We start from the raw sequence: 25,941 nt of genomic DNA on the forward strand, positions 1-25,941 counted from the left end.
CTGAACTTTTTTATTTTACTCACCACTCCAAACTCATAACCCGCAACTCCCTTACTCGCTCCTTAAACTTTTTACCGGGTTTATCAGCGCTGATTTTGCTGCCTGGAAACTTACTGTTGCCAGGGCTATCAATATGATCAAGCCTCCCGAAAAGGCAAACACCCACCATTGTACCGGCGTATGATAGGCAAAGCCCTGCAGCCATTTATCCATGGCATACCAGGCTATAGGCGATGCTATAACCAGGGCAATAACTACCAGCACCAAAAACTCTGATGATAACAAAGCGAATAGTGAGCCTATGCTGGCACCTAATATTTTACGAATACCTATTTCCTTTACACGTTGTTCTGCGGTAAACATCACCAAACCCAGCAAACCCATGCAAGAAATAAAAATTGCTAAAAATGCAAAGTAACCTGAAAGTTGACTGACCACTTGCTCACTATTGTATAATTTGGAATACTCCTGATCAGAAAACTGATACGTAAATGAAAAGTTGGGGTTCAGATCTTTGCAGATCTTTTCCAGTGCGGCAATGGCCTGTTTGGTTTTACCGGCTTCAACACGGACTAATATCGTTCCCCAGGCTTGATTTTCTGACAGACGGATAACCAAAGGTACAATAGCCTCGTGCATTGAATTAAAATGAAAATCTTTTAGCACACCAATAATCTTTCCCTGGCGGCTACCCATTGATAATGGCTGGCCAACAGGGTTTTGATACCCCATTTTCTTAACAGCCGCTTCATTGATCATATAACCTACAGAATCGGTACCGAAATCCCTGGAGAAATCTCGCCCGTCTTTTAATTTCAGCTTCATGGTTTTCACAAAATCATACCCCACTGTAGCATCTGCAAACGAGGTAATCAGATTGGGGTCTTTCCCTGCCCATTCGATATCGCCTTTAGTATGACCAATTACAGTAGGCGACTCCTTCATTTTTGAAACAGACTGGATGCCTGGTATTTTACCCGCCTCTTCTTTGAATAGATCATATTTTTTAATCAAATCACCCTCTATGGGAATATATAAAAGATTGTCGCGGTTATAACCAAGGTTTTTGGTCTGCATGTATTCCATTTGGCGATAAATCACAATCATCCCTACTATAAGTATAATGGAGAGTGTAAATTGAAAAACGACCAAACCTTTACGGAAAAAAGTTGCTCCCCGGCCAAAGGTAAGACTGCCTTTTAAAACCCGGACAGGGTTTAACGAAGACAGGAAAAACGCGGGATAACTCCCTGCTACAATGGCCGTAAATAGTAACATGCCCAATATAGTTACCCAAAAAACAGGTTGCTCAGCAGGTATAAACAGGTGTTTGCCGGTAAGATTATTAAATGCGGGTAGCAGGGCAATCACCAGGATAACCGCGAGTATCATAGAAACAAATGTGAGCAGCACGGCCTCGCTCAAAAACTGCCCTATTAAGCTTGACCGTGCCGCTCCAATAACTTTCCGGACGCCAACTTCTTTAGATCGTTTGATAGAACGTGCAGTTGCCAGGTTCATAAAATTGGCGCAGGCAATTAGCAAAATAAAGATAGCCACAAGACTAAAAAGATGTACATATGCTATACGCCCTCCATCAATTTGGCCATTTTTAAACGTAGAGTTAAGATATTTTTCGGCATATGGCTGCAAGTATAGTTCCGTATGATTGTTATTTGTTGCCGACTCATATAGGTTGATAAAGTTTTTGATCTTAGCAGTTACTTTAGCAGGATCAGCGTCGGCACGTAATTGCAAAAAGGTAGCAGGGCTGGCATTAGTCCAGTTATTTACCCAGGTGTTTTCCTTTACATATGCTTTCCAGCTTCTCAAAAAATCAAATTGTTGGGAAGAATTGACCGGCAGGTTTTCAAAAACCGCTGTAACCTGAACATTGTCCTTGTTCTCATAACGAAGGCTCTTCCCAATGGCTTTCTCTGCAGACCCAAAAAAAAGTTCAGCCATTTTCCGCGAGATGGCAATACCAGCAGGCGTATTCAAGGCTGATTCGGGAGTACCCTGCAATAGTGGATAACTAAACATGCGGAAAAAGTCGGCCCCGGCAAATGTCCCTTCCATTTTAACGATCTTATCGCCTGATTGAAACGTCAACGGATGTCCTTGTTCCAGGCCGCTTGCATATTGTACTTCCGGTATTCTTCTTTTTAATTCCTCGGCTAGTAAACCTTGCGTAAGATAATTGGCCTCAATTTTACCATCATAAGACTGGCGTTCATAAACCTGATACAACTGTTTGCCGTTGGCATGAAAACCATCTACGCTTTGTTCATCCTGCACCCAAAGCATGATCAGCAGGCTGCAAGCCAGGCCAACCGAAAGACCCGAAACATTTATAAATGAATGCGATTTACTTCTAATGAAATTTCGCCAGGCGATTTTTAAATAGTTCTTGATCATGGTTATATGTTTTAAGCTTAAAGCTAAAGGCACAAAGCCTAAGGCTTTTTATATAATCTGGTTTATTGCTTTCGGCTTTTAGCCTTGTGCTTTCAGCTTACCTACTCGCTCCTTAAACTTTTTATAGGGTTAATTAATGCTGCTTTTGCCGCCTGGAAACTTACGGTAGCCAGGGCTATCATGATAATTACACCACCCGAAAGGGCAAATACCCACCATTGCACCGGCGTACGATAAGCAAAACCCTGTAGCCATTTACCGGTAGCATACCATGCTATTGGCGATGCTATGAGCAAGGCAATTACCACCAGCACCAAAAACTCAGATGATAACAAAGTAAACAGCGAGCTTACACTTGCACCCAATACCTTGCGGATGCCTATTTCCTTAAACCGCTGCTCGGCCGTGAACATGGCCAGGCCTAATAATCCCAGGCATGAAATGAAAATAGCCAGGAACGCGAACCCGTTTGACAGTCTGCCCACTATCTGCTCGTTTTGATATAGTTTCTGGTATTCGTCATCAGAAAAAGTATAGGTAAACGGATAGGCTGGGTTAATCTGCTTGCACAGCTTTTCCATGCTGGCCAGCGCCGCACGGGTTTTGCCGGGCTGTGTCCTGATCAGGATGTTGCCATAAATTTCATCTGCCCTTGATCTGATAATTAAAGGCATTATTTCTTCGTGCATGGAGCTAAAGTGAAAGTCCTTTATCACGCCAATTATTTTGCTTTTGCGCCCCCAGAAGGTGAGTGGCTGTCCAATAGGGTTTTTATATCCTATCCGTTTTAAGGCCGCCTCGTTCAGTATAAGGCCAACGGTATCGGTAGGGAAATTTTTAGAGAAATCGCGCCCCTGAAGCATCGTTAGCTTCATAGTTTTCACAAAATCATAACCTACGGAGGTTTGTGTGAACTGGATATTTACGGTCTGGTCCTTGCCAATCCAGTCAACACCACCGGTGCTATTCTGGATGTTTGTTGGCGCATTGGTCATGCGCGTAACCGATTGTATGCCAGGCAGGGTCAAAGCCTGCTCCTTAAACAGATCGTATTTGTGGGCAAGATCTCCTTCCAGCGGTACATAGATCAGGTTTTCGCGGTCGAATCCCAGGTTTTTGGATTGGATATAGTTTATTTGCCGGGAAACAACTATAGTACCTGTAATTAATATAATTGATAGTACAAACTGGAATATAACCAATCCCTTACGGAACAAGGTAGTGCCCGAATCTAACTTCAGGGTGCCCTTTAATACTTTAACCGGGTTAAACGACGATAAGAACAAAGCCGGATAGCTGCCCGATACCAAACCGGTAACCAGGGTAATACAAACTACCTTTATCCAAAAGCCGGCTTGATTAAACGGCAGCTCAATTTGCTTTTGGGTTACCTGGTTAAATACCGGCAATAATACAACCAAAAGCAGCAGGGATATCATTACCGAAAGCGAAGTGATCAATAATGATTCACTGATGAATTGCTTTACCAAAGTCGACCGCACAGCACCAACTACCTTGCGTACGCCAATTTCTTTAGCCCGCTTAACCGAGCGTGCCGTAGTAAGGTTCATAAAGTTAATGCAGGCTATCAGCAAAATAAATACGGCCACAATGCTAAAAATGCGCACATATTCAATGCGCCCGCCGCTAATTTTTCCATTATCAAAACTGCCATGCAAGTATTGTTCCCTAATGGGCTGCATACCCAGATCAATAATAAAGGTTGCTGTTTTACGGTTGGTGTTGTTATAGGTATCTAAAAAATGGATGATCTTTTTTTCGAACTGGGCCGGATTGGTGCCTTGTTTTAGCATGACAATGGTCGACGGTCCCTGGTTGCCCCAGTCAAGGGCCCAGCTGTTTTCCTGTAAAAAAGTATACCAGTTAACCAGGTAGTCGAATTTTTGCGAGGAGTTTTTGGGCAGGTTTTCAAATACAGCGGTTACCTTAAAGTTTTTACTGTTTTCATAACGGATGGTTTTGCCTATGGCCGCCTGCGGGCTGCCAAAAAAGTCTTCGGCCATTTTGCGCGATATGGCCAAACTTACCGGTGAGTTTAACGCGGTTTGTGCATTGCCCTGCAGCAGCTTAAAACTAAATATGTTAAAATACTCGGCACTTGCCGATGAGCCCTTCTGCTTCAATATCTTGTTACCTACCTGAAATGTATTGTTTTGACCAAACCCTAAACTAACGGCATGTTCAACCTCGGGCATTACCTTTTTCATTTGATCGGCGGTAGGGCCGGGAGTATTATACGAACCGTTAATTTTATGATCAAAGTACTGTCGCTCATATACGGAGTATAAACGATCGCTGTTTTTATAAAAACTATCAACACTCAGCTCATTTTGCACCCAAAGCAAAATAAGCAGGCTACACACCAAACCAACCGAAAGACCGGCAATGTTGATAAAGGTATGCACCTTATTCCTGACAAGGTTGCGCCACGCGATTTTTAAATAATTCCTGATCATAACAATTAGTTCATTGGTTCAATTGTTCATTAGTTCATTGGTGTTTTTGCCTTTGACCTTTATCCTTTCACCTCATTATTCGCTTCTCAAACTTTTAATCGGGTTTATCAGCGCCGCCTTTATTGCCTGGAAGCTTACCGTTAGTACAGCGATAAGTATAATAGTAGCTCCTGACAAAGCAAACATCCACCATTGTATGGGCGTACGGTAGGCAAACCGCTGCAGCCAGTGGTTCATAGCATACCAGGATACAGGCAGGGCAATAAACAGCGCAATAACCACCAGTACCAAAAACTCCGATGACAGCAGCGCGAACAGTGAACTTACACTCGCACCTAATACTTTACGGATACCTATTTCCTTAATACGCTGTTCGGCCGTGAACATGGCCAAACCCAATAAGCCCAGGCATGAAATAAATATGGCCAGGAAAGCAAACGCGTCTGAAAGTTTGGTTACTATCTGCTCGTTTTGATACAGCTTCTCATATTCCTGATCTGAGAAATTATAAGCGAACGGGAACGATGGGTTAATTTGTTTACACAAGGTTTCCAGGCTGGCCAACGCCTGTTTGGTTTTACCTGGCTGGGTTTTTACCATTACCGTTCCCCAACTTTCCTGCTCTCTTGACCTCACCACCAAAGGCTGGATCTCCTCGTGCAGGGAGTTAAAATGAAAATCTTTAACCAGCCCTACAATTGTACCCTTCTTACCCCAAAAAGTTAGTGGTTTGCCAATAGGATCTGCATATTTAATCCTTTTAAGCGCGGCCTCATTAATGATATAACCTACAGAATCTGTCGGGTAATCCTTAGAAAAATCGCGTCCGGCCAGCATTTGCAGCTTTAGTGTTTTTACAAAATCGTATCCTACCGATGCCTGGGTAAACTCAATGTTAATATTAGGATCTTTACCTTCCCACTGTACATTACCTGTAGTGTTTGACATGTTAGTTGGCACGCTGCTTATGCGGCTTACCAATTGTATACCCGGCATACGCAATGCCTCTTGTTTAAAAGTGCTGTATTTAGATATCAGATCGCCGTTCATGGGTACGTATATCAGGTTTTCACGGTCATAACCCAGGTTTTTTGATTGTACATAGGCCATTTGCCGGGATACAACAATAGTAGCGGTTATCAGTATAACCGATAAAGTAAACTGGAATATAACCAGCCCTTTACGAAACATAGTGGTACCCGAATCTAACTTAATGGTACCTTTCAGCACCTTAACCGGGTTAAACGACGATAAAAATAAAGCAGGATAACTGCCCGATATTAAACCGGTTATGATAGTTAAAGCTGCCAGTTTTACCCAGAATAAAGGCTGATTAAAGGGCAAATCAATCTCTTTTAGGGTGATCTGGTTAAACACCGGCAATAAAAGCACCAGTAAAACCAGCGAAACTGCTACAGCCAGCGAGGTGATGAGTAATGATTCGCCGATAAATTGTTTGATCAAAACCGACCGTACCGCGCCTACTACTTTACGCACCCCAATTTCGCGGGCACGTTTAACCGAGCGCGCGGTGGTAAGGTTCATAAAGTTAATGCAGGCTATGAGTAAAATAAAAATGGCCACAATGGTAAACAGATGTACGTATTCAATACGGCCACCTTCAATTTTACCATTATCAAAATTGCCATGCAGGTAACCTTCGTCTAAACGCTGCATGCCCAGTTCTTCGGTAAAAGTGCCTTTCTTTTGATCTTTATTTAAATTGTCTAAAAAGTGGGTGATCTTTTTTTCAACCAATGCGGGTTTGGCATCGGCCCGTAACATGATCATGGTGGCCGGTCCATTATTGCCCCAGTCTTTCGCCCAATCATTCTCTTCCAGGAAACTATACCAGTTTCTTACAAAATCGTATTTTTGTGATGAGGCTTTGGGTACATCTTCAAACACTCCCGTTACCTTAAAATCCTTTTTGTTTTCGTAACGGATGGTTTTACCTATAGCGGCCTGCGGGCTGCCGAAAAAAGCCACCGCCACTTTGCGGGAGATAGCCAAACTTACAGGCGAATTTAACGCGGTTTGCGCGTTGCCCTGTAATAACGGCACGCTCAGCATTTTAAAATAATCGTCGCCGGCATCGGCACCATTCATTTTCAGTATTTTATCGCCAACCTGAAAAGTATACTCGTCTCCGTATATCAAATTTGAAGCTGCTTCAATTTCCGGGATCTGCTTTTTTAGCTCATCCGCAAGCACACCCGGTGTACCATACTGCCCATGAACTTTATTATCATAATATTGCCGCTCATAAACCGAATACAGGCGGTCGCCATTTTTATGATAAGCATCTACGCTCAGCTCATTTTGTACCCATAATAAAATAAGCAGGCTGCAAGCCAGCCCAACCGAGAGGCCTGCGATATTTATAAAAGTGTGCGCCTTGTTTTTGATCAGGTTGCGCCAGGCGATTTTCAAATAGTTTTTTAACATAACAATTAGTTCATTGGTTCAACTGTTCATTAGTTCATTGGTCTTTGGCTTTCTGCCTTTCGCCTTTGACCTTTATCCTTTCACCTCACTACTCCGTCTTCAAACTTTTAACAGGATTCATTAATGCGGCTTTAATGGCCTGGAAACTTACCGTTGCCAAAGCAATAATAATGGCCAGCAACCCGGCCAGGGCAAACATCCACCAGCTTATATTTATACGGTATACAAAGGCTTGTAACCATTTGCTCATGCCCCACCAGGCTATTGGTGTTGCAATTACTATAGCTACCATAACCAGTTTTAAAAAGTCTTTTGATAATAACCCCACTATACCCGATACACTTGCCCCCAATACCTTACGGATGCCAATTTCCTTGCTCCGCTGTTCGGCGCTAAAGGCGGCCAAACCAAACAAGCCCAGGCATGAAATAACAATGGCTATGAGCGTAAATGTGTTAATGATCTGCGACAGCGTAATCTCGTTGTCATACTGCTTTTGCACTTCGCTATCCAGGAATGAATATTCAAAAGGCGCGTCGGGAATGTCTTTATGCCATATTGTTTCCATTTTTGCCAGCAGGTTTTTAAAATTTTTACTATCGGCAGATACAACAATGGTGTTCAGATCACTCTGCTGACCATCATAAACCAACATAAAGGGCTTTACCTCGCTATGCAGGGAGTTATAATTAAAATCTTTCATTACCCCGGCTACCTCAACAAAGGTTACGGGATTGGGCTCATATTTGGTATACAACCGGGTACCGGGAGCGGTTTGCGGGTTTAAGCCTAAGCGTTTGGCCAGTGTTTCGTTAATTAACACCCTTGAGGAATCACGTTGTCTGAAATCGCGACCGCTGATCATTTTTATACCATTTGCTTTTACAAAGTTTTCATCGGTATTTATATTTTGCGCGTCGATAGCGGTTGCCATATTGCCGCCGGCCAGGTAAACACCATGATCATGCGGTACAAACTGGCCTAAATAATTATCGGAGTTGCTAACTGCTTTTACCTCGGCCAGTTGTTTCAGGTCGTTGGTAAAATCAGGCATTTTGCGCTGGGTAGTATTGGTGTAAAAATTAAAGATCAGTTTTTGGCTTTTATCAAAACCCAGGTCCTTATTTTTAATATAGTTAAGCTGACTGTAAATCACAATGATACCGGTTACCAGTACAATTGATAAAACAAACTGAAACACCACCAATGATTTGCGAATGCCTGCTGCCGAAATATGACTGGTAAAATTGCCTTTTATCACCTTTACTGCCTTAAAGGCCGATAGGTAAAAAGCAGGGTAACTACCCGCAACCAGGCCTGTAACCGCTACCAGGCTCAGCAGCATAAGCCAAAGCTTGTAATTTGTAAAAAACGATAAATGTATATCTGTACGGGTTACCTGGTTTAAATAAGGGAGCAGTACCATTAACAGCGGCAGCGCTATGGCTACTCCAATAAGGGCCAGCAAAAACGACTCACCCAAAAATTGTTTTATCAGGTCGCCCTGGCCTGCGCCAATTACTTTTCGCACGCCTACTTCCTTGGCACGTTGGGATGCGCGGGCGGTGGATAGGTTCATGAAATTGATGCAGGCAATTACCTGTATCAATACCGCTATCAGTATCAATATGTACAGAAACGAAGGATCGAGTGTTTTGGTCAATTCATGCTCAAATCCTGGCGTTGTATGTATGGTTGTAATTTGTTGCAGGTGCAGCACTTTTTTCATGCCTATCTCCTTCATTTGCGCCGCACCATACTTATTTAAAAAGTCGGGCAGCTTTTTTTCAAGCGCTGCGGCGCTGGCATCGGGCCTGAGCTTTACGTAGGCGTACAGAAAGTTATTGCCGCCCCAGGTATTGTTCTGTCGAACGTATTGGCCTAATCCGCCGCTATTCATGGCCATAAACATACTGGCATGAATATGTGTTTTACCCAGGCTTTCGTCAATTACCCCGGTTACTTTAAAATCATGTTTGCCAAATGAATTATCAATAGATATCATTTTACCTACCGGGTCTTCATTTCCAAAAAGTTTGTCGGCAACAGGTTTAAGAAGTACAAGTGAATAAGGTTCGGCCATTACTTTTGATGCATTCCCGCCAACAAAGTGATAGCTGAACATATCAAAAAAGGTTGAGTCGACATAAGCTGCATCCTGTTGATAAAATGATTTTTCCTTATAGCGCAACAAGTGTTGTTTAGCGCCAAAGCCTTCGGTGGTTACAACGCGTGTAAATTGCTGCACTTCGGCAAAATCATTTTTCATGGCCGGTGCAATGGGTGGCGAGCTTGCTGCCCCGTGATGCTTATCGCCGCTTAACTCCAAATCAGTTGTAACGCGGTATATATTTTGCACATCTTTATGATGCTTATCATAACTATATTGATCCTGCACATACAGTAAAATATACAGGCAACATAAGGTACCGGTTGCCAACCCAATAATGTTGATGAGGCTAAACGTTTTGTTCTTTAACAAAAACCGCCAGGCTGTTTTTAAATAACTTTTTATCATTGTTGTGTATTTTAGCTTAAAGCAAAAGGCTCAAAGCCTAAAGCTTTTTATATATTTTATTGCTTTCAGCTTTACGCCTTCGGCTTTTAGCTCTTATTCGGCCTTCAAACTATTAACCGGGTTCATTAACGCAGCTTTTATGCTTTGATAACTAACTGTAAGCAGCGCTATTATTACAGCAACTGCTCCGGCCAGGGCAAACATCCACCAGCTTATGGCTATGCGGTAAGTAAAATCCTGCAGCCATTTGGTCATGGCCCACCAGGAAATTGGCGATGCTATAACTATGGCTATAAATACCAGCTTTATAAAATTCATAGATAATAGGGTAGTTATATTGCTGATGCTTGCACCCAATACCTTACGGATACCAATTTCCTTGCTCCGTTGCTCGGCCATGAACGCTGCTAAAGCAAACAGACCCAAACATGCAATAATGATAGCTAATACGGCAAATGTGGTGAATATGCGGCCCATGCGTTGCACATCGGCATACATGCCGGCAAAACGTTCATCCATAAATGTATAGCGGATAGGCTGGTTGGACGCAAAGTTTTTCCAGGTTGAGCTGATCTGCGCCAGCGTATTCTTTACATCACCGGTTTTTATTTTTACCGATACTATAGAGTTACTGTTACCCAGGTGCATCGCCAACGGGTCTATCCCGTCTCTCAACGACTCGAAATTAAAATCCTGCACCACGCCAATGATCAACATTGGCTTACCATAATTGGTGATCCGTTTACCCACCGGGTTTTTGAGATTGAGCTTTTTTGCTAAAGTTTGATTAATAACATATGCTTCCGAATCGGTTTTCAGCGCGGGGTCGAAATTGCGGCCTGCCACTATTTTCATCCCGAATGTTTTAATGTAATCGGCATCTACATCCCAAAACTGGCCACCAACACCGGCCTCAATTTTTTCCTTACCTGCATTATGAAATTCGTTACCATTTCGCTTGGTGCCTGATACCGGAAGAAAATCGCTTATGGACACACTTTGCACTGAGGATAATTTCAGCAGTTCATTTTTAAAGTTCTTTACTTCATTATTTAAAGTGTTGGTACCCTGTATCATCACTACCTGATCTTTTTCATACCCTACTTTTTTATTGAGGATAAACTGCATCTGGTTATAAATAACAACCGTGCTGATGATCAGAATAATAGATGTAGTAAACTGAAAAACAACCAGACCATTACGGAGCATCGAACTTTTACTGCCTATACTTAGCTTACCTTTCAGTACTTCTACAGGTTTAAAACCCGAAAGATAAAACGCCGGGTAAATACCAGCAATCACGCCGATTAAAACTGCTGATATGAGTATAGCTGGTATAAACCACCACTGCAGCCAAGGCATGGTAAGTGTTTTGGATGCCAGGACATTGAAATAAGGAAGCAATACAGTAGCCAATATTAGCCCCAATACAAAGGAGAAAAAACTATAAATTAACGATTCGGTTAGGAACTGGGTGATCAGCCCGCTGCGCTGTGAACCTACCACCTTGCGCAAACCCACTTCTTTTGCCCGGTTGGCAGATTTTGCTGTTGACAGGTTAATGAAATTGATACAGGCAATAAATAAAATAAAGATGGCTACCGCGCCAAACAACCATATAAACCGGATATCGCCATGCTGCATGCCATCATGTATATCATACGAGTGCAGGTTGATATCCTTAACATTCTGCAGGTACATTTTTAGCACGTCTGCAATTTTTGCTGCGTTTTTATCCCCGTTTTTTAACATACTCGGGATAAAATAATTATTGATTATATCATCGTTGATCTTTTTTCCAAGTACAGCAACATTAACTCCTGGCTTCACCAACAGATAAACGCTGTAGTTACTGGCGTTCCAGGTTGTTTGCTCTTCATCCCAAAATTTAACTCCTGTAAGTGTTAATAAAAAATCATAATTGAGGTGGGTGGTTTTCGATAAATCCTGCATTACGCCGCCAATTTTGTATGGCTTGGTTTTATCATTATTAAGGTACATTACTTTGCCAACAGGGTTTTGGCCAGGGAAATATTTTTCGGCTTTGCTTTTTGATATCACCATGGTAAGCGGCTCAGCAAGCGCGCGTGCCCTGTCGCCATAAACCATGCGTAGCTTCAATATGTCAAGCAACGACTGATCGGCATATGCAAAGCCCTCTTCATGGGTATTTTCCACGTTTTCGGCACGCCTTAATTCATTGCTGCCTGCACCCGAGAACAATGAATTGGGCATGAGCCTGCCAAATTTCTCAACTTCCGGGAAATCAGCTTTAACCGTGCGGCCCATTACAGCAGGCCAATCAACTCCTTTTCCGTCAAACCCATCAGCATGATATGCCCCAACAACTCTGTATATGCGATTGCCATCCGGATAGCTCTTATCAAATTTCAGTTCATTACGAATGTATAACCCAATAAGTAAACAAGCTGCTATACTAAGGGCAAAGCCTCCAATTTTAATGGCAGCGTACATTTTCTGTTTGCGCAGTTGTCTTAGCGCTATTTTTAAATAATTTTTGATCATCGTGGGTTTATTCAAAAAGTTAAAGCCCTGTATAATTTTTTTATCTGCCTTATTGGGTTTAACAGGAGGTTTATCCTGTTGCTCTGGCGCATTGCTCCTGACCTCTGCCGTTTTTATATGTTCCTGTATCTTTTTAAAGAGGAAATGGCTGTTATTTTCAACCTTTTGCTTCTCATCGTTATCCCACCAATCAAACATGAGCTTCACGGTATTATTTAAGGCAGGGTTTTCCTGCAGCAGGGCATTTAGCTCGCTCAACTCTTCCTCCGAAGCCTCGTTAGCTAATTTTTTTGTCGCCAGGTTCCAAACATGATCCTCTGTGTTCATAATTTATCAATAGGCTTGCCTTGTTTTAAATGGATATACTCTACTAAGTATATAGAATAAAATATGTGCCATTCATTTAACTATCTAATTATCAATTAATTAAATATTTAACACATTCACTACTGTACGAAACCGAACAGCGGGTGTTCGCTTTTATACCGTTCTGTTATCAAATAAATCATACACATAGTAACATAAAATATTTCTGTGCGTCATAGGTACTTTAAAGTCAAACTTTTTAGTTTGACAGCAAAATATTAATATTGCTATATGACTGATCTCAAACCATTTTCAACGTTACTGTTATCATGTATGTTAACGGTAGCTTTTACTTCATCCCATGCGCAGGAGGCGCCCAAACCGGAGGATCCGGCATTAAAAATTTTCCGTGCAACACCAACCAAGGTGAACGATCTGGTGCACACCAAACTCGATGTGCGCTTTGATTATAAAAAACGTTACCTGTACGGTAAAGAATGGGTTACGTTAAAACCTCACTTTTATCCAACCGATAGCTTAAGACTTGATGCCAAGGGTATGGACCTTAAAAACATATCGGTGGTAAAAAACGGCAAAAATATACCGCTAAAATTCACTTACCAGGATAGCCTTTCGGTTGCAATTAAACTGGATAAAGTTTATCGCAACAGCGAAAGCTATACCATATACATTGACTATACCGCTAAACCAAACGAGTTAAAGCAAAAAGGCAGCGCGGCCATTAATGATGCTAAAGGTTTATACTTCATAAACCCAGATGGTACTGAAAAGGATAAACCAACCCAGGTATGGACACAGGGCGAAACCGAAAGCTCATCGGCCTGGTTCCCTACTATTGATAAGCCAAGCCAAAAAACTACCGAAGAGATCAGCATGACCGTACCTGCTAAATATGTTACGTTATCAAACGGCAGGCTGGCCTCACAAAAAACAAATACCGATGGCACCCGTACCGATACCTGGAAAATGGAGTTGCCACACTCGCCATATCTGTTTATGATGGCCGTTGGCGATTTTAAAATTTATAAAGATAAATGGCGCAACAAGGAGGTAAACTATTACCTGGAGCCTAAATATGCACCTTACGCGAAAGAAATATTCGGCTTTACTCCCGAGGTGATGGAGTTTTACTCCAAAACTTTAGGTGTTGATTACCCGTGGAACAAATACGCTCAAATTGTAGTACGCGATTATGTGAGCGGTGCTATGGAAAACACCACAGCCACTTTACATGGTGAATATGTACAGGGTACGCACCGCGAGTTGATAGATGCTTATTTCAACAATGGCCGCAGCACTATTGTGCATGAGCTGTTTCACCAGTGGTTTGGCGATTATGTAACCGCCGAAAATTGGAGCAACCTTACCGTGAATGAATCGTTCGCCAATTTTAGTGAAACCCTGTGGGCCGAGCACAAATACGGTAAAGATGCCGGTGATGAGCATAACCATGATGATATGCTGACCTATTTAAGATCGGCAGATGGTAAGACTAAAGATCTGGTGCGTTTTCATTACGCTGATAAAGAAGACGTTTTTGATGCGGTTACCTACCAAAAGGGCGGCCGTATTTTAAACATGCTGCGCAATTATTTAGGTGATGCGGCATTTTTTAAAGGTTTGAATATTTACCTGAAAACAAATGCCTTTAAAAATGGCGAAGCCCAGCAGTTGCGTTTAGCTCTTGAAGATGCCAGCGGGCTTGATCTGAACTGGTACTTTAACCAATGGTATTACGGTGCAGGTAACCCGGTGTTAAACATCAGCTATAAATGGGACGATGCCACTAAAACACAAACCGTTTACCTGCAACAAAGCCAGGACGGACAAACCTTCAAATTGCCAATAGCTATTGATATTTATACAGGCGGTAAAAAAGAGCGCCATAAAGTATGGATGAATGATAAAGCCGATACTTTAACTTTTCATGTGGCAGCCAAACCCGACCTGGTAAATGTTGATGGTGAAAAAATACTGCTTGCCAAAAAAACTGATAACAAAACAATTGAAGGGTTCTCGTTCCAGTATTTTAATGCACCATTATATATGGACAGGTATGAGGCCATTGAGGCGGCAGCAGCCAATCAGAAAGAAAAACCCAATCAAAAAATAATAATTGCAGCTTTAAAAGATAAATATTACGGATTGCGCATTAAGGCTATCAAAGCGTTAAACCTTACCAATGATGATGTACGTAACACTGCCCAGCCTATCCTAACCTCGCTGGCCAAAACCGATGATAATACACTGGCAAGGGCAGCAGCAATTACTGCTTTGGGCAAATTAAAAATGGCGGGCAATTTAACACTGTTCAAGGAATCATTAAAAAGCGAATCATATGCTGTACAGGGAGCTGCTTTAACCGGCATCGGTTTGTTAGATCCTGCACAAGCTTTGCCTTTGGCTAAAGGTTTTGAAAAAGACAATAAAGGAGCGTTAACTACGGCAATATTTGGTTTGTATGCCGCCAACGGTGGTAACGATCAGTGGCCTTATGTTTATGACACCTTTACCAATGCCACCCTACAAAATAAATTTAACAGCGTAAGGGCTTTGGCCGAAATGACCGGCCGGGTTGAAAAACCTGAATATGCTCAGCAAGGTATTGCAGAGCTAAAGGCATTCGGCATTAAATATAAAATGTATGGAGCCGATCAGTTTGTAAGTCAGGCGATGCTTGATATTAAAAACAAACGTACCCAAATGAATGATACCACATCGGCAAATGTTGCTGATGGTGTTATTAAAGCTATGGCACCAGCCAAGTAATTGATTCTCTTTATAACAAAAGAGGCCGCTATTTAAATGGCGACCTCTTTTTGTTTAAAGCATTAACTGTCATGCTGAACTTGTTTCAGCACCCCATCGGCCAATTAATCATCATGCAGAATACTTTGCGTGTGGGATCCCGAAATAAATTCGGGATGACGAGAATATTAGGATTAGTGCACCAGCGTTCCAATAGGTTCGCCTTGTGCAATCTTCATAAAATTGCCTGATTCATTCATATCAAACACAATGATAGGCAGTTTATTTTCTCGGCAAAGGGTTATGGCAGTCATATCCATCACGTTTAATCCTTTGTCATATACTTCCTGGAACGATATTTCATCATAACGGGTAGCGGATGGATCCTTTTCAGGATCGGCAGTATAAATGCCATCAACACGTGTGCCTTTTAATACAACATCGGCTTTAATTTCAATAGCACGCAGTGACGCGGCAGTATCTGTTGTGAAATATGGGTTACCGGTACCAGCTCCGAAGATCACAATTTTGCCAACTTCAAGGTGGTGCATAGCACGGCGGCGAATATAAGGTTCGCAGATCTGCTCCATTTTTATAGCCGATTGCAGACGTGTTTCAACACCAATGCTCTCAAGCGCGTTTTGCAGGGCCATACAGTTAATTACGGTAGCCAGCATACCCATGTAATCGGCCTGAGCACGTTCCATACCTGACTTCTCGGCACTTAATCCTCTGAAAATATTACCGCCACCTACAACAACCGCAATTTCAATACCCGCATCATATACGTTTTTAATATCATGGGCATATTGCAAAACCTGATTATTATCAATACCGTATTGCCTGGTGCCCATCAGCGATTCGCCCGAAAGTTTTAGTAAGATTCTTTTGTACTTCATTTGGTGTGATTTGTTAATAATAGAAATAGATGGAATTTGAATAGAAATAGAAGGAGCTTGCTTTTGTGTATATCATGAATTGATAAAGCTCTGTTCATATGGGAGTAGTTCGCCAAAAATAAAGAATAAAACCCAGTGTTAAAATTTTATGTTGTCTTTGTTAAAAAATCACCATTTAAAATAGTGCTTTTAACCTCAAACTCAGTGTTAAAAATAACGAGGTCGGCATCAAATCCTTTTTCAATTTTGCCCTTGCTTGTTTGTTTTGCCAACTCGGCCGGGTATAATGAAGCCATGTTCACCGCTTCGGCCAAGTCAATACCAACCAGTTTTACACAATTTTCAACAGCCTTAAGCATGGTTAAACAGGAGCCGGATAAGGTACCATCAGGCATGGTATACCTGTCGCCCCTTAACTCATGCTGATACGCACCTTCGGTTGCCGAAGTAACGGCATCGGTAATTAAAAAAAGCTTATCGCCCAGTTCGCGTTTGGCCAGGCGCACCATGGCAAAATCAACATGAATGCCATCGGCAACAATACTGGTATATGGCCTTTCCTCAAAAATTGCAGGAATGTAGCCCGGTTCGCGGTGGTGCATTTGCGGCATGGCATTAAATAAATGCGTTACGGCCTGCACCGGTTTATTTAAAAATGCTTTTCCCTGGGCATAAGTAGCGTTGCTATGGCCCGATGATATGATGATACCCTGGCTGTACAGATAATCTATTACTTCCTGATCCTGCAGCTCGGGTGCTATGGTGATCATTTTAATAACACCATCAGCACGCTCAACCCAGCTCTTAACTTCGGCAAGGGTGGCTTTCTTTATAAATTTTTCTGGATGTGCCCCACGTTTTGCCGGGTTTAAATATGGCCCTTCCAGGTGCAGGCCCCAAAAGGCGCCTTTACTTTTTGTACGGTATATTTTTGCTGCTTCGATACCTTTTTCAACAATATCATTGGTGTTGGTACCTAAAGTGGCAAACACACCGGTGGTTCCCTGGCTTAACAGGTCGTTCTCCAATTGTTCAAGGGCTTCAACGGTAGGGATACCGGCAAACAGCTGGCCACCGCTGCCATAAATTTGCAGATCGATAAGTCCAGGGGCAAGATATGCACCCTCCAGGCTTATCTTTTCGGCATCCTGAGGAATGGCATTGTCTGCAATTACATCAATGATTTGGCTACCGGATATTAAAACGGCTTTACCATCGGTGATCTGGCCACCTGAAATAAGTTTGAGATTGTGAAGCGCTGTTATCATAGTAATAATTCTTTGTAACGTCGTTCTTAAAAGACCCGATTAAAGGGCGGTTGTCATGCTGAGCTTGTCGAAGCATGGTGGGCAGGCCTTTACGCGCGATCCTTCGACAAGCTCAGGATGACAGGCCATTTTTAATGCTTATTATTAAATGTTCAGTAATAATACCGCAAAAAAAATCCCCCTCGTTTTAAAACGAGGGGGATAATATATTTAAGCTCCTAAAGCTACTCGCTTAAAGGCGGTTACTGTTAAACCTTTTTCAACAGTGCTCAAAAACTGAGCAACGCTTTTTGAAGGATCTTTTACAAACTCCTGATTTAACAGGGTTGAGTCCTTGTAGAATTTGTTCAGCTTACCTAAAGAGATCTTTTCAACCATTTCTTCTGGTTTGCCTTCGGCACGGATCTGCTCTTTTGCAATTTCAAGCTCACGCTCAATTGTAGTAGCATCAACACCGTCTTTATCAATAGCAACAGGGTTCATGGCAGCAATTTGCATGGCTACGTCTTTACCTGCTTCATCAGCACCGGCTGCATTAGCGCTTAAAGCAACTAATACACCTAAACGGAAGTTACCGTGTACATAAGCGATAACTTTTTCGCCTTCAACAACTTCATATTTAGATACACCAATTTTTTCGCCGATCTTACCTGTTTTGTCAATGATAGCATCACCAATAGTAGTACGGGTGGTATCAATGTCAATTGAAAGGGCGTAAAGCTCTTCAATAGTAGCAGGTTTGTTTTCAACAGCTTCGTTTGCAATAGCGTTAGCAAAAGCAATAAACTCAGCATTTTTGGCAACAAAGTCAGTTTCGCAGTTTAACTCGATAACTACACCGATCTTTCCGTCTTGTGAAGTGCGTGAAATAACAACACCTTCGTTTGACTCTCTGTCCTGACGGCTTGCCGCAACTTTAGCACCTTTTTTTCTTAAAAAATCGATAGCTGCTTCAAAATCACCGTTAGTTTCGGTCAAAGCTTTTTTGCAATCCATCATACCGGCACCAGTTTGCTGGCGCAGTTTGTTTACGTCGGCTGCAGATATTTGTACTGTAGACATGTTTTTTGAATTTTAAGTTTTGTGTTGTGAGTTTTAAGTTTTGAGTAAAATTAATGTGCTGTTATAACTTAAAACTATTTTTAATATTAAAACTATGAGCTGTAAACTGCTATTACAAGAAACCTTATAACCCGCAACTTACAAAATTAAAAGTCGTAAGTGCTAAGCCTGAAGTCTAAATAACTTAAGACTTATAACTTAGCACTTACGACTAAAAAATTACTCTTCTGTTTCGGCAGCAGGAGTTTCAGCATCAGTGTCGGCTGCAACATCTGCTACTTCGGCAGTTTTGCGGGTTCTTTTACCACCTTCGTTAGGGGTTCTGTCTGCCACTTCAGGAGCATCTGCTTTAGCTTTCGCTACAGCTGCTTCTTTTTCTGCTTCGTCTTCTTTTTCGCGTTTGCGCTCATCCAAACCTTCTTCAATGGCTTTGATGATAATGCTGGTGATCAATGAAATTGATTTGGTAGCATCGTCATTTGCCGGAATCGGGAAATCGATGTTTGAAGGATCAGAGTTGGTATCAACCATAGCAAATGTAGGGATGTTCAACTTTAACGCTTCTGAAACCGCGATATGTTCTTTCTTAACGTCGATCAGGAATAATGCTGCAGGTAAACGGTTCAAGTCAGAGATACCACCTAACAGTGTTTCTAATTTGATACGCTCACGTTGTATCATCAGTCTTTCTTTTTTAGAAAGGTTGCTGTAAGTACCGTCTTTAGTCAATTTATCGATGTTTGACATCTTTTTGATCGACTTACGAACAGTTGCAAAGTTAGTTAACATACCACCCAACCAACGCTCGGTGATGTATGGCATGTTTACTGTTTTTGCGTAATCAGCAACAATATCTTTCGCTTGTTTCTTTGTAGCTACGAATAATACCTTACGGCCTGATTTTACAATTTGTTTGATAGCTGCAGCAGCTTCTTCAACCTTGGTTAAGGTTTTATTTAAATCAATAATGTGGATACCGTTACGCTCCATGAAAATGTACTGTGACATTTTCGGATCCCATTTGCGGGTAAGGTGACCAAAGTGTACACCTGCATCAAGTAAATCCTGATATGTTGTTCTTGCCATTTTGTTGTCCTCCTTTGATTAACGTTTACTGAATTGGAATCTCTTACGTGCTTTCTTGCGTCCTGGTTTTTTACGCTCAACCATACGGTCATCACGTGTCATTATACCTTTAGCGCGTAGTGAAGGTTTCTTTTCAGGATCAAGTTCAACAATGGCTTTCGCAATAGCTAAACGAACGGCTTCTGCCTGTCCTTTTACACCACCACCTGCAACATTTACTTTAACATCAAATTTTCCGGTTGAGCCAGAAACCTCAGTGCTCTGAGTAACGATGTATTGTAATGGCAATGTTGGGAAGTACTCTTTGTAATCTTTACCGTTTACGATGATCGCACCATTACCCTCGGTAAGATAGATGCGTGCAACGGCTGTTTTTCTTCTGCCTGAAGTGTTAGTTGTTGGCATTTCTTTTCTCCTTTAAAATTAAAAGTTAAATGGTTGTTGGGTTTTGTGCTGCATGAGGATGCTCAGAACCTGCATATACATACAGATTACCAAATAATGCTTTACCCAAACGACTTTTAGGTAACATACCACGAACGGCTTTTTCAATTACGCGCTCAGGATGTTTTGCCATTAACTCCTTAGGAGAAATGAAACGCTGACCACCTGGATAACCAGTGTAAGAAACATATTGCTTTTCGCTGAATTTGTTTCCGGTCAACTTTACCTTGTCTGCATTGATAACTATTACATTATCACCACAGTCTACGTTCGGGGTGAAATCTGGCTTGGTTTTCCCCCTGATGATCATTGCGATCTTAGTGGACAAGCGCCCCAAAATCTCGCCTTGTGCGTCAACAACAACCCATTGTTTGTTAACGGTTTTTTTGTTGGCTGAGACAGTTTTGTAACTTAACGTATTCACTTGCTTTAAATTAAATTGTTTAAACGTTTATTATACCCCGCATTTTCGGGACTGCAAAGATACGCTTATTTGTTTTATAAGCAAATAGTTTTGAGGATTTTATTGGAGGATAATTAATGATATGGATATTGTATTGAATGCCTTTACAAATTTATCTAAGTTTTTGAGGAACGACTTCCCATATCCAATACAGCCCATGACGATGAAAAAATAAATGAAGCTCTTTATAAATTTCTATTATGTAATAAATTCCCGCAATGCAAGTTCCAGCTGCTATCCAAACCGTCAGATTCTTTATGCTCTTTTCACCTTTTATTTTGTCAACTTCTAAGGTATTCAATCGAGCGTCTTTATAAGAAATCAATTCATTCTCTTTAGCGTAACCTGAAGTTAAAACAAAAAACCTTCCATCAAAAGTGATAATGTAATACCGTACTTTTGATGAATACTCCCCTTCCTCATCTTCGTAAAATATTTGCCTATCTTCAAATTGAGCATATCCGTCACTTATCAGTTTATTAAGGATTAAAAGCAACTCACTTTCATTTGTCAGACTAACCAAATCCTTAGAAATCTCACCAATACTCTTAATTGGTGGTTGCTTTTGTTTTTCAAGATATATTAAAACGCTATCGAGCTTTTGGAGCAGTACATTTTTATCCATAAATAGGTTTAGTTAAAACTGTTAATATAGTAATAGTTATCTGTTTTTAATTACTTATCGGCTCAGGTCTAATTATTAAAGCTAACGAATTTTAGGGCGTTGCCTGCGGCCGGGCTATCCGCTCATACTGCACACCACAAGCCGGTATCCGCTCCTATCCCTAACGCGGGTGGCGTTTTATCTAAAAAAAAATCAGTAAAATATAACGATCAATTAATGGCCGGCTATTTTAATCCTCCCTATATAATTTTATATTAGCGGGGAACTCTAATAAATCAACCCTAATTGATACTATTCATTTGCAGGTATGCGCTTATAGTATGCTTTGTGATTTTAAGCGTCTGTACGCTGTTTGCCCAAACAGAGGTAAACACTACAGATTCCTTAGAGTCGCAACGGGATGCCAATGGCATTTTAAGTTCTTTTTTCAGCGGCAATAGCAAGCCAATCAACCCTGTTAATATGAGCAAGGTAGGTAGTTGGTCTGTTCTGCCATCTGCTGCTTATAACCCCAGCGTTGGTTTCGCTATCGGGGCAATTTCGTCAGGTGGTAAATACTTTGGCGATCCGGTCAATACTACGCTATCCGTAATTAATGCCGGGGCATATATTTCAACCAACAAGCTTTCTACATTTGAGTTTAAGCACAATGCTTTTTCTTCCCAAAATCAATGGAACCTGCAGGGTACCATGCAAATTGGTAAAACAATAGCTAAAGATAACGGCCTGGGCACCGGGCGCAAAAGCTTTGGCGATGGAGAGCTCCACATGAATGACCAGCATTTTCCAAACAACCCCAATGAGTTCCCGGTGAGGTATGTATATATAAAAATGAATGAGCGTATTTACAGAAAAGTTGCTCAACATTTCTACGTAGGCGCTGGGCTCAGTTTCAATTTCTATAGCCATATTGATGACGATCGCAAAAACATCCCGATAACTGAAACACACAATTTCAGGTATAGTATTAAAAATGGCTATCCCGTTAATGCTTATCAGGCCAATGGTATATTGGTAAATTTCCAGTTCAACAACCGCGATCAGCCCAATCGACCCTTCAGGGGGATTTATGCGGATGTTATTTTAAAGGAAAATGAAATCTGGCTGGGGAGCAACCGCAAAGCCATGCAATTAAAAGTAGAATTCAGGAAATACTGGAGCCTCTCAGACGCCCAGCCCGAAAACGTATTGGCCTTTTGGCACTGGGCAAGCTACCTGATCAATGGTTCGGTACCTTACCTTGACCTGCCGGGTACAGGCAGCGATGCTTATGGCCGCATAGGCAGGGCATTTATTATTGGCCGTTTTAAGGGTTTATCATTTGTATATAATGAAGCCGAATATCGTTTCCCGCTTACTGCCAACAAACTGCTGAGCGGTGTAACCTTTGTAAATGTGGAATCGGCTAATAACCAGCGCGACATCAAACTATTCAGGTATTGGGAACCGGGGGCGGGGGTAGGGCTAAGGTTGCTGTTTAATAAATATACCCGCTCAAACCTGTGTATCGATTATGGCCGGGGCAGCTATGGCTCCAGCGGCTTTTTCTTAGGGCTTAATGAAGTGTTTTAAAACGCATATCAAAACAAAAGGGGTGCATTTTGCACCCCTTTTGTTCTATATTAAAATTTAAATATGTCTTGATTAAACAGATAATCTGCCTTCATGTGCATCTGTTGACATGAGCGAACCTTCACGAAGCGGCTCATGCGGCCCATCTGTAAATGGCGAACCCTGAACAAAAATACCCATTACTAAAATTAAACCACCTAAAATTACTTGTGGCCAAAACGTTACTGAAGCATAATCATATATCCATGGTGAGCATAACAGGAATGAACCAGAAAGTACATCCAAAAAGTTATGCATTTGCATAGGGAACTGCTTAATAAAACCCAGTTTGTTATTACTGAAAATAGCCATAATAAGCTGGAACCATCCTATGATCATGGGTAGCAGTAAAGCGGCGCCTATTTTATGACCTTCAAAACCAAATAACCATGGAGATGCGATCAGTACAATAGCAACTACATAGTTTAAACCTGCATAAAATGTTGTTGGAATAAAACTTTTCATTTTTTAGCGAATTGTTGTAATTTATCTATATAAATATATGTGTATCAAAAATTGTGTCAAAGTTAGCATTTATGCGGGCAGTTGGCAAATATAATTACCCTACACCATGCTTATTATTAATTAAAAAAACTACCTTTAATTAATTGCTGCAATATTGAGCTAAAGATATACGTTTCAAAAATTAAAGCAATTCTTTTTCTTCCTGTAAGTCGGGCATTAACTACCATTAGCCCGCAAATTACTGCAATAATACACACTAACGGATGCAAATATCAGCATCCTGTTATAATTTATCATTAAAAAACTATAAAACTATGAGCAAGGACAGACAAGCCGTAAAAGAGAAAAAGAAACCCGCTGCAGAAGGCAGTAAAAAAGCTCCTTCTGATTATCAATCGGGTAAAAAGGATTCCGTAAAGCCAATTGGCGATCCAGCCAAAAAGAAAAAGTAATTCAGAATAACAATAAAAGCCCTTTCACTCTTGCTATGAAAGGGCTTTTATCGTTTAAGATTATTAGTCAATTAATTGTCCTTAGTAGGCTCAACTGCTTTCTTTTTGCTTTTAGAGGTGATCACGATAACGCCGTTAGCTCCCTTATCGCCATAAATTGCAGCAGCTGATTTATCTTTTAACACATTTATGTTTTGAATAGTGTTCGGGTTAATCATTTTCATATCACCTGCTGTTATTTCTTTACCATCCAATACATATAATGGCTCATTAGACAATTGCGGACCAGTTAAAGACCTGCGAATCAAGACAGAATCATTTTCATCTTTCGAGCGTTTTACATTTGCATAAGTATTCGCATTGTTATCGCTTTTAATAGCTCCGGTTTTATTGGATGCTGGTTTATCATCAGCTAAAGTAAAACTGATAGGGATAGAATATTGTACCCTCACCTTTTTACTGTTCTCTATGCCCGGCTCCCATTTTGGAGATATCGCCATTACCCTTAATGCTTCTGCATCAAGATCTGGACTAACCCCCCTTAAAATTTTAAAGCTTGATAAAGAACCATCCGCCTCTACAACAAAGGTCAAAATGACCCTTCCCTGTATATGTTTTTCACGTGCTGCACTGGGATACCTGATGTTTGTTCCTAAAAAACGGCCTAAAGCATTGAGGCCTCCCGGAAACTCAGGCACCTGCTCAACCGATGTGTAAATAACTCCCGTTCCCTGCGATGCATTTTCATTAGCAGTAGCTATTTCCTTTGTTTTATCTGAAACAGGCTTACCCGATTTGTCATTAGCTAATGTAAAACTTATTGGAACAGAATATTGAACCCTTACTTTTTTGCCATTCTGTATGCCCGGTTTCCAGTTTGGTGACTGTCTGAGCACCCTTAATGATTCCTCATCCAAACCCTTACTGATACCCCTTGCAATTTTTAAACCCAATAAAGAACCATCTGTTTCAACAACAAAGGTTGCAATAACCCTCCCTTGTATACCTTTATCCCGTTCGGCTTTAGGGTACCTGACGTTTGTACCTAAAAAACGACCGAAGGCATCAAGCCCACCCGGAAATTCAGGAACCTGTTCAACCTCAGTAAATATTTGCCCACTTTTCTTTGTGGTGTCAACAACAGTGGTTTCATTAGTTCCAGAAGTTCCTTTTTCAGCTACAGTTGGTTTATCACCAGCAAGTGCATCCCCTAAAATCACAGGTGTGGCAGGTGTTAAAAATATTTGGTGCGCCTTGTTATTAATAACCGTAACCGTTTTACTGTTATTTATTGTTGCTGATGATAAAATAAGCATCAGGATAAATAAAGGGGCCGAAAGGCCATATTTGATAAGCGATATTCGCTGTGATTTATTTTTTTGCAACATGATAATACGCTGTTTTAATAAACTGTGATTAAAAAATGGATTTACCAGCTGATGTGCCGGCGTGTTAAATGTTTGACTCAGCAGTAATAAGGCGTATTCGGCTTTGTTGGTACCAGCTTGTACAGCCTGCCTGTCGGCAATGTATTCATGAATGTGTTTAATGGCAAAACGATACATATATACCACCGGGTTAAACCAGTTAATGATCATGATGAGCTCAATAAGCAGTACATCGGCCGAGTGCCACTGCTGTGCGTGCACCTGCTCATGTGCCTCTATGATCAGGTTGTCGGCATTTTCCTCATTTAGTTTAACCTTCTTAAAAAAGGAGTAAGCGGCAGTTGCCTGCGGTTGGTTGATCACTCTTTTTAATTTAATAAGCTGCCAAATGAGCCGTACTGATAAAAACAATATACCCGCGCCATATAAAACGGCAAGTATCTGACCTATGCTAATGTGGGTGGCTTCTATCGGCTTAAAACCATAAACCATTACCGGACTGCTATAAATAGTATATTTTACTTGCTGCGTAATAAACAAATTCCTAACCCAATCTACCTGTATAAGAGGTATAAAGAACGATAGTAACGCGGCCGTTACCAGGTAAACCCGGTTAAGTTGAAAGAAAGTTTCTTTCCGTAGCAGTAAAACATAAAACGCATAGAACAGTACCAGGTAAATATTTACCAGTAATAAGTATTGCCACCAGCTCATGA

The 25,941-nt window shown here is 41.3% G+C and carries 17 protein-coding genes; 3 read left to right on the forward strand and 14 right to left on the reverse strand.

From position 1 onward, the window contains the following. Window positions 1-51: 51 nt before the first annotated feature. The 5 genes from M2273_RS16445 to M2273_RS16465 form a co-directional block, all read right to left on the reverse strand. Window positions 52-2,418: an ABC transporter permease gene (locus tag M2273_RS16445; protein ID WP_429398730.1), complete on the reverse strand. Its 2,367-nt coding sequence runs from the start codon at window positions 2,416-2,418 to the stop codon at window positions 52-54. 101 nt (window positions 2,419-2,519) lie between these two features. After that, complete coding sequence (locus M2273_RS16450; RefSeq protein ID WP_429398732.1) at window positions 2,520-4,895, reverse strand: ABC transporter permease; 2,376 nt, start codon at window positions 4,893-4,895, stop codon at window positions 2,520-2,522. A 75-nt stretch (window positions 4,896-4,970) separates the two neighbouring features. Continuing rightward, complete coding sequence (locus M2273_RS16455; RefSeq protein WP_429398734.1) at window positions 4,971-7,343, reverse strand: ABC transporter permease; 2,373 nt, start codon at window positions 7,341-7,343, stop codon at window positions 4,971-4,973. An 88-nt stretch (window positions 7,344-7,431) separates the two neighbouring features. Then, window positions 7,432-9,861 (reverse strand): ABC transporter permease, encoded by a 2,430-nt coding sequence (locus M2273_RS16460; protein ID WP_429398736.1) that lies wholly within the window; start codon window positions 9,859-9,861, stop codon window positions 7,432-7,434. A gap of 93 nt (window positions 9,862-9,954) precedes the next feature. Continuing rightward, window positions 9,955-12,714, reverse strand: a complete 2,760-nt coding sequence (locus M2273_RS16465; RefSeq protein ID WP_429398738.1) for an ABC transporter permease — start codon at window positions 12,712-12,714, stop codon at window positions 9,955-9,957. 270 nt (window positions 12,715-12,984) lie between these two features. Between M2273_RS16465 and M2273_RS16470 the strand changes: the two genes are divergently transcribed. Beyond that, on the forward strand, window positions 12,985-15,483 hold the full coding sequence (locus tag M2273_RS16470; protein ID WP_429398740.1) for a M1 family aminopeptidase: 2,499 nt from the start codon (window positions 12,985-12,987) through the stop codon (window positions 15,481-15,483). Between the two features lie 173 nt (window positions 15,484-15,656). Here the strand turns inward: M2273_RS16470 and pyrH are convergent, their stop codons facing one another. The 7 genes from pyrH to M2273_RS16505 all read right to left on the reverse strand — a co-directional run bounded on the left by pyrH (window position 15,657) and on the right by M2273_RS16505 (window position 21,309). After that, window positions 15,657-16,361: a UMP kinase gene (pyrH, locus tag M2273_RS16475; protein ID WP_429398742.1), complete on the reverse strand. Its 705-nt coding sequence runs from the start codon at window positions 16,359-16,361 to the stop codon at window positions 15,657-15,659. A 146-nt stretch (window positions 16,362-16,507) separates the two neighbouring features. Continuing rightward, window positions 16,508-17,629, reverse strand: coding sequence for an N-acetylglucosamine-6-phosphate deacetylase (nagA, locus tag M2273_RS16480; RefSeq protein WP_429398744.1), 1,122 nt, complete (start codon window positions 17,627-17,629; stop codon window positions 16,508-16,510). A gap of 210 nt (window positions 17,630-17,839) precedes the next feature. Next, the gene (gene tsf / locus M2273_RS16485) at window positions 17,840-18,691 is read right to left on the reverse strand and encodes a translation elongation factor Ts (protein WP_429398746.1); all 852 of its coding nucleotides are present in this window, start codon (window positions 18,689-18,691) and stop codon (window positions 17,840-17,842) included. Between the two features lie 219 nt (window positions 18,692-18,910). Next, the gene (gene rpsB, locus M2273_RS16490; protein ID WP_429398748.1) at window positions 18,911-19,777 is read right to left on the reverse strand and encodes a 30S ribosomal protein S2; all 867 of its coding nucleotides are present in this window, start codon (window positions 19,775-19,777) and stop codon (window positions 18,911-18,913) included. A gap of 18 nt (window positions 19,778-19,795) precedes the next feature. Continuing rightward, window positions 19,796-20,182 (reverse strand): 30S ribosomal protein S9, encoded by a 387-nt coding sequence (gene rpsI / locus M2273_RS16495; RefSeq protein ID WP_429398750.1) that lies wholly within the window; start codon window positions 20,180-20,182, stop codon window positions 19,796-19,798. 25 nt (window positions 20,183-20,207) lie between these two features. Beyond that, window positions 20,208-20,645: a 50S ribosomal protein L13 gene (rplM, locus tag M2273_RS16500; RefSeq protein ID WP_429398752.1), complete on the reverse strand. Its 438-nt coding sequence runs from the start codon at window positions 20,643-20,645 to the stop codon at window positions 20,208-20,210. 151 nt (window positions 20,646-20,796) lie between these two features. Continuing rightward, window positions 20,797-21,309 carry a hypothetical protein gene (locus tag M2273_RS16505; protein WP_429398754.1) on the reverse strand — a complete coding sequence of 171 codons (513 nt, stop codon included), beginning with the start codon at window positions 21,307-21,309 and terminating at the stop codon, window positions 20,797-20,799. Between the two features lie 327 nt (window positions 21,310-21,636). On the opposite strand from M2273_RS16505, the gene M2273_RS16510 reads away from it, so the two are divergent. Continuing rightward, window positions 21,637-22,881, forward strand: a complete 1,245-nt coding sequence (locus M2273_RS16510; protein WP_429398756.1) for a BamA/TamA family outer membrane protein — start codon at window positions 21,637-21,639, stop codon at window positions 22,879-22,881. Window positions 22,882-22,953: 72 nt separating this feature from the next. On the opposite strand, the gene M2273_RS16515 is transcribed toward M2273_RS16510, so the two are convergent. Beyond that, on the reverse strand, window positions 22,954-23,385 hold the full coding sequence (locus M2273_RS16515; RefSeq protein ID WP_429398757.1) for an SPW repeat domain-containing protein: 432 nt from the start codon (window positions 23,383-23,385) through the stop codon (window positions 22,954-22,956). A gap of 314 nt (window positions 23,386-23,699) precedes the next feature. Between M2273_RS16515 and M2273_RS16520 the strand changes: the two genes are divergently transcribed. Beyond that, window positions 23,700-23,837, forward strand: coding sequence for a hypothetical protein (locus M2273_RS16520; RefSeq protein ID WP_429398759.1), 138 nt, complete (start codon window positions 23,700-23,702; stop codon window positions 23,835-23,837). A gap of 71 nt (window positions 23,838-23,908) precedes the next feature. Here M2273_RS16520 and M2273_RS16525 read toward each other — a convergent pair whose 3' ends face one another. Beyond that, a complete protein-coding gene (locus M2273_RS16525) occupies window positions 23,909-25,939 on the reverse strand; it encodes a TonB family protein (RefSeq protein ID WP_429398760.1) in 2,031 nt (676 codons plus the stop codon). Window positions 25,940-25,941: the final 2 nt, after the last annotated feature.

This window comes from Mucilaginibacter lappiensis, from assembly GCF_050433765.1.
GTDB classification, from domain to species: Bacteria; Bacteroidota; Bacteroidia; order Sphingobacteriales; family Sphingobacteriaceae; genus Mucilaginibacter; species Mucilaginibacter lappiensis_A.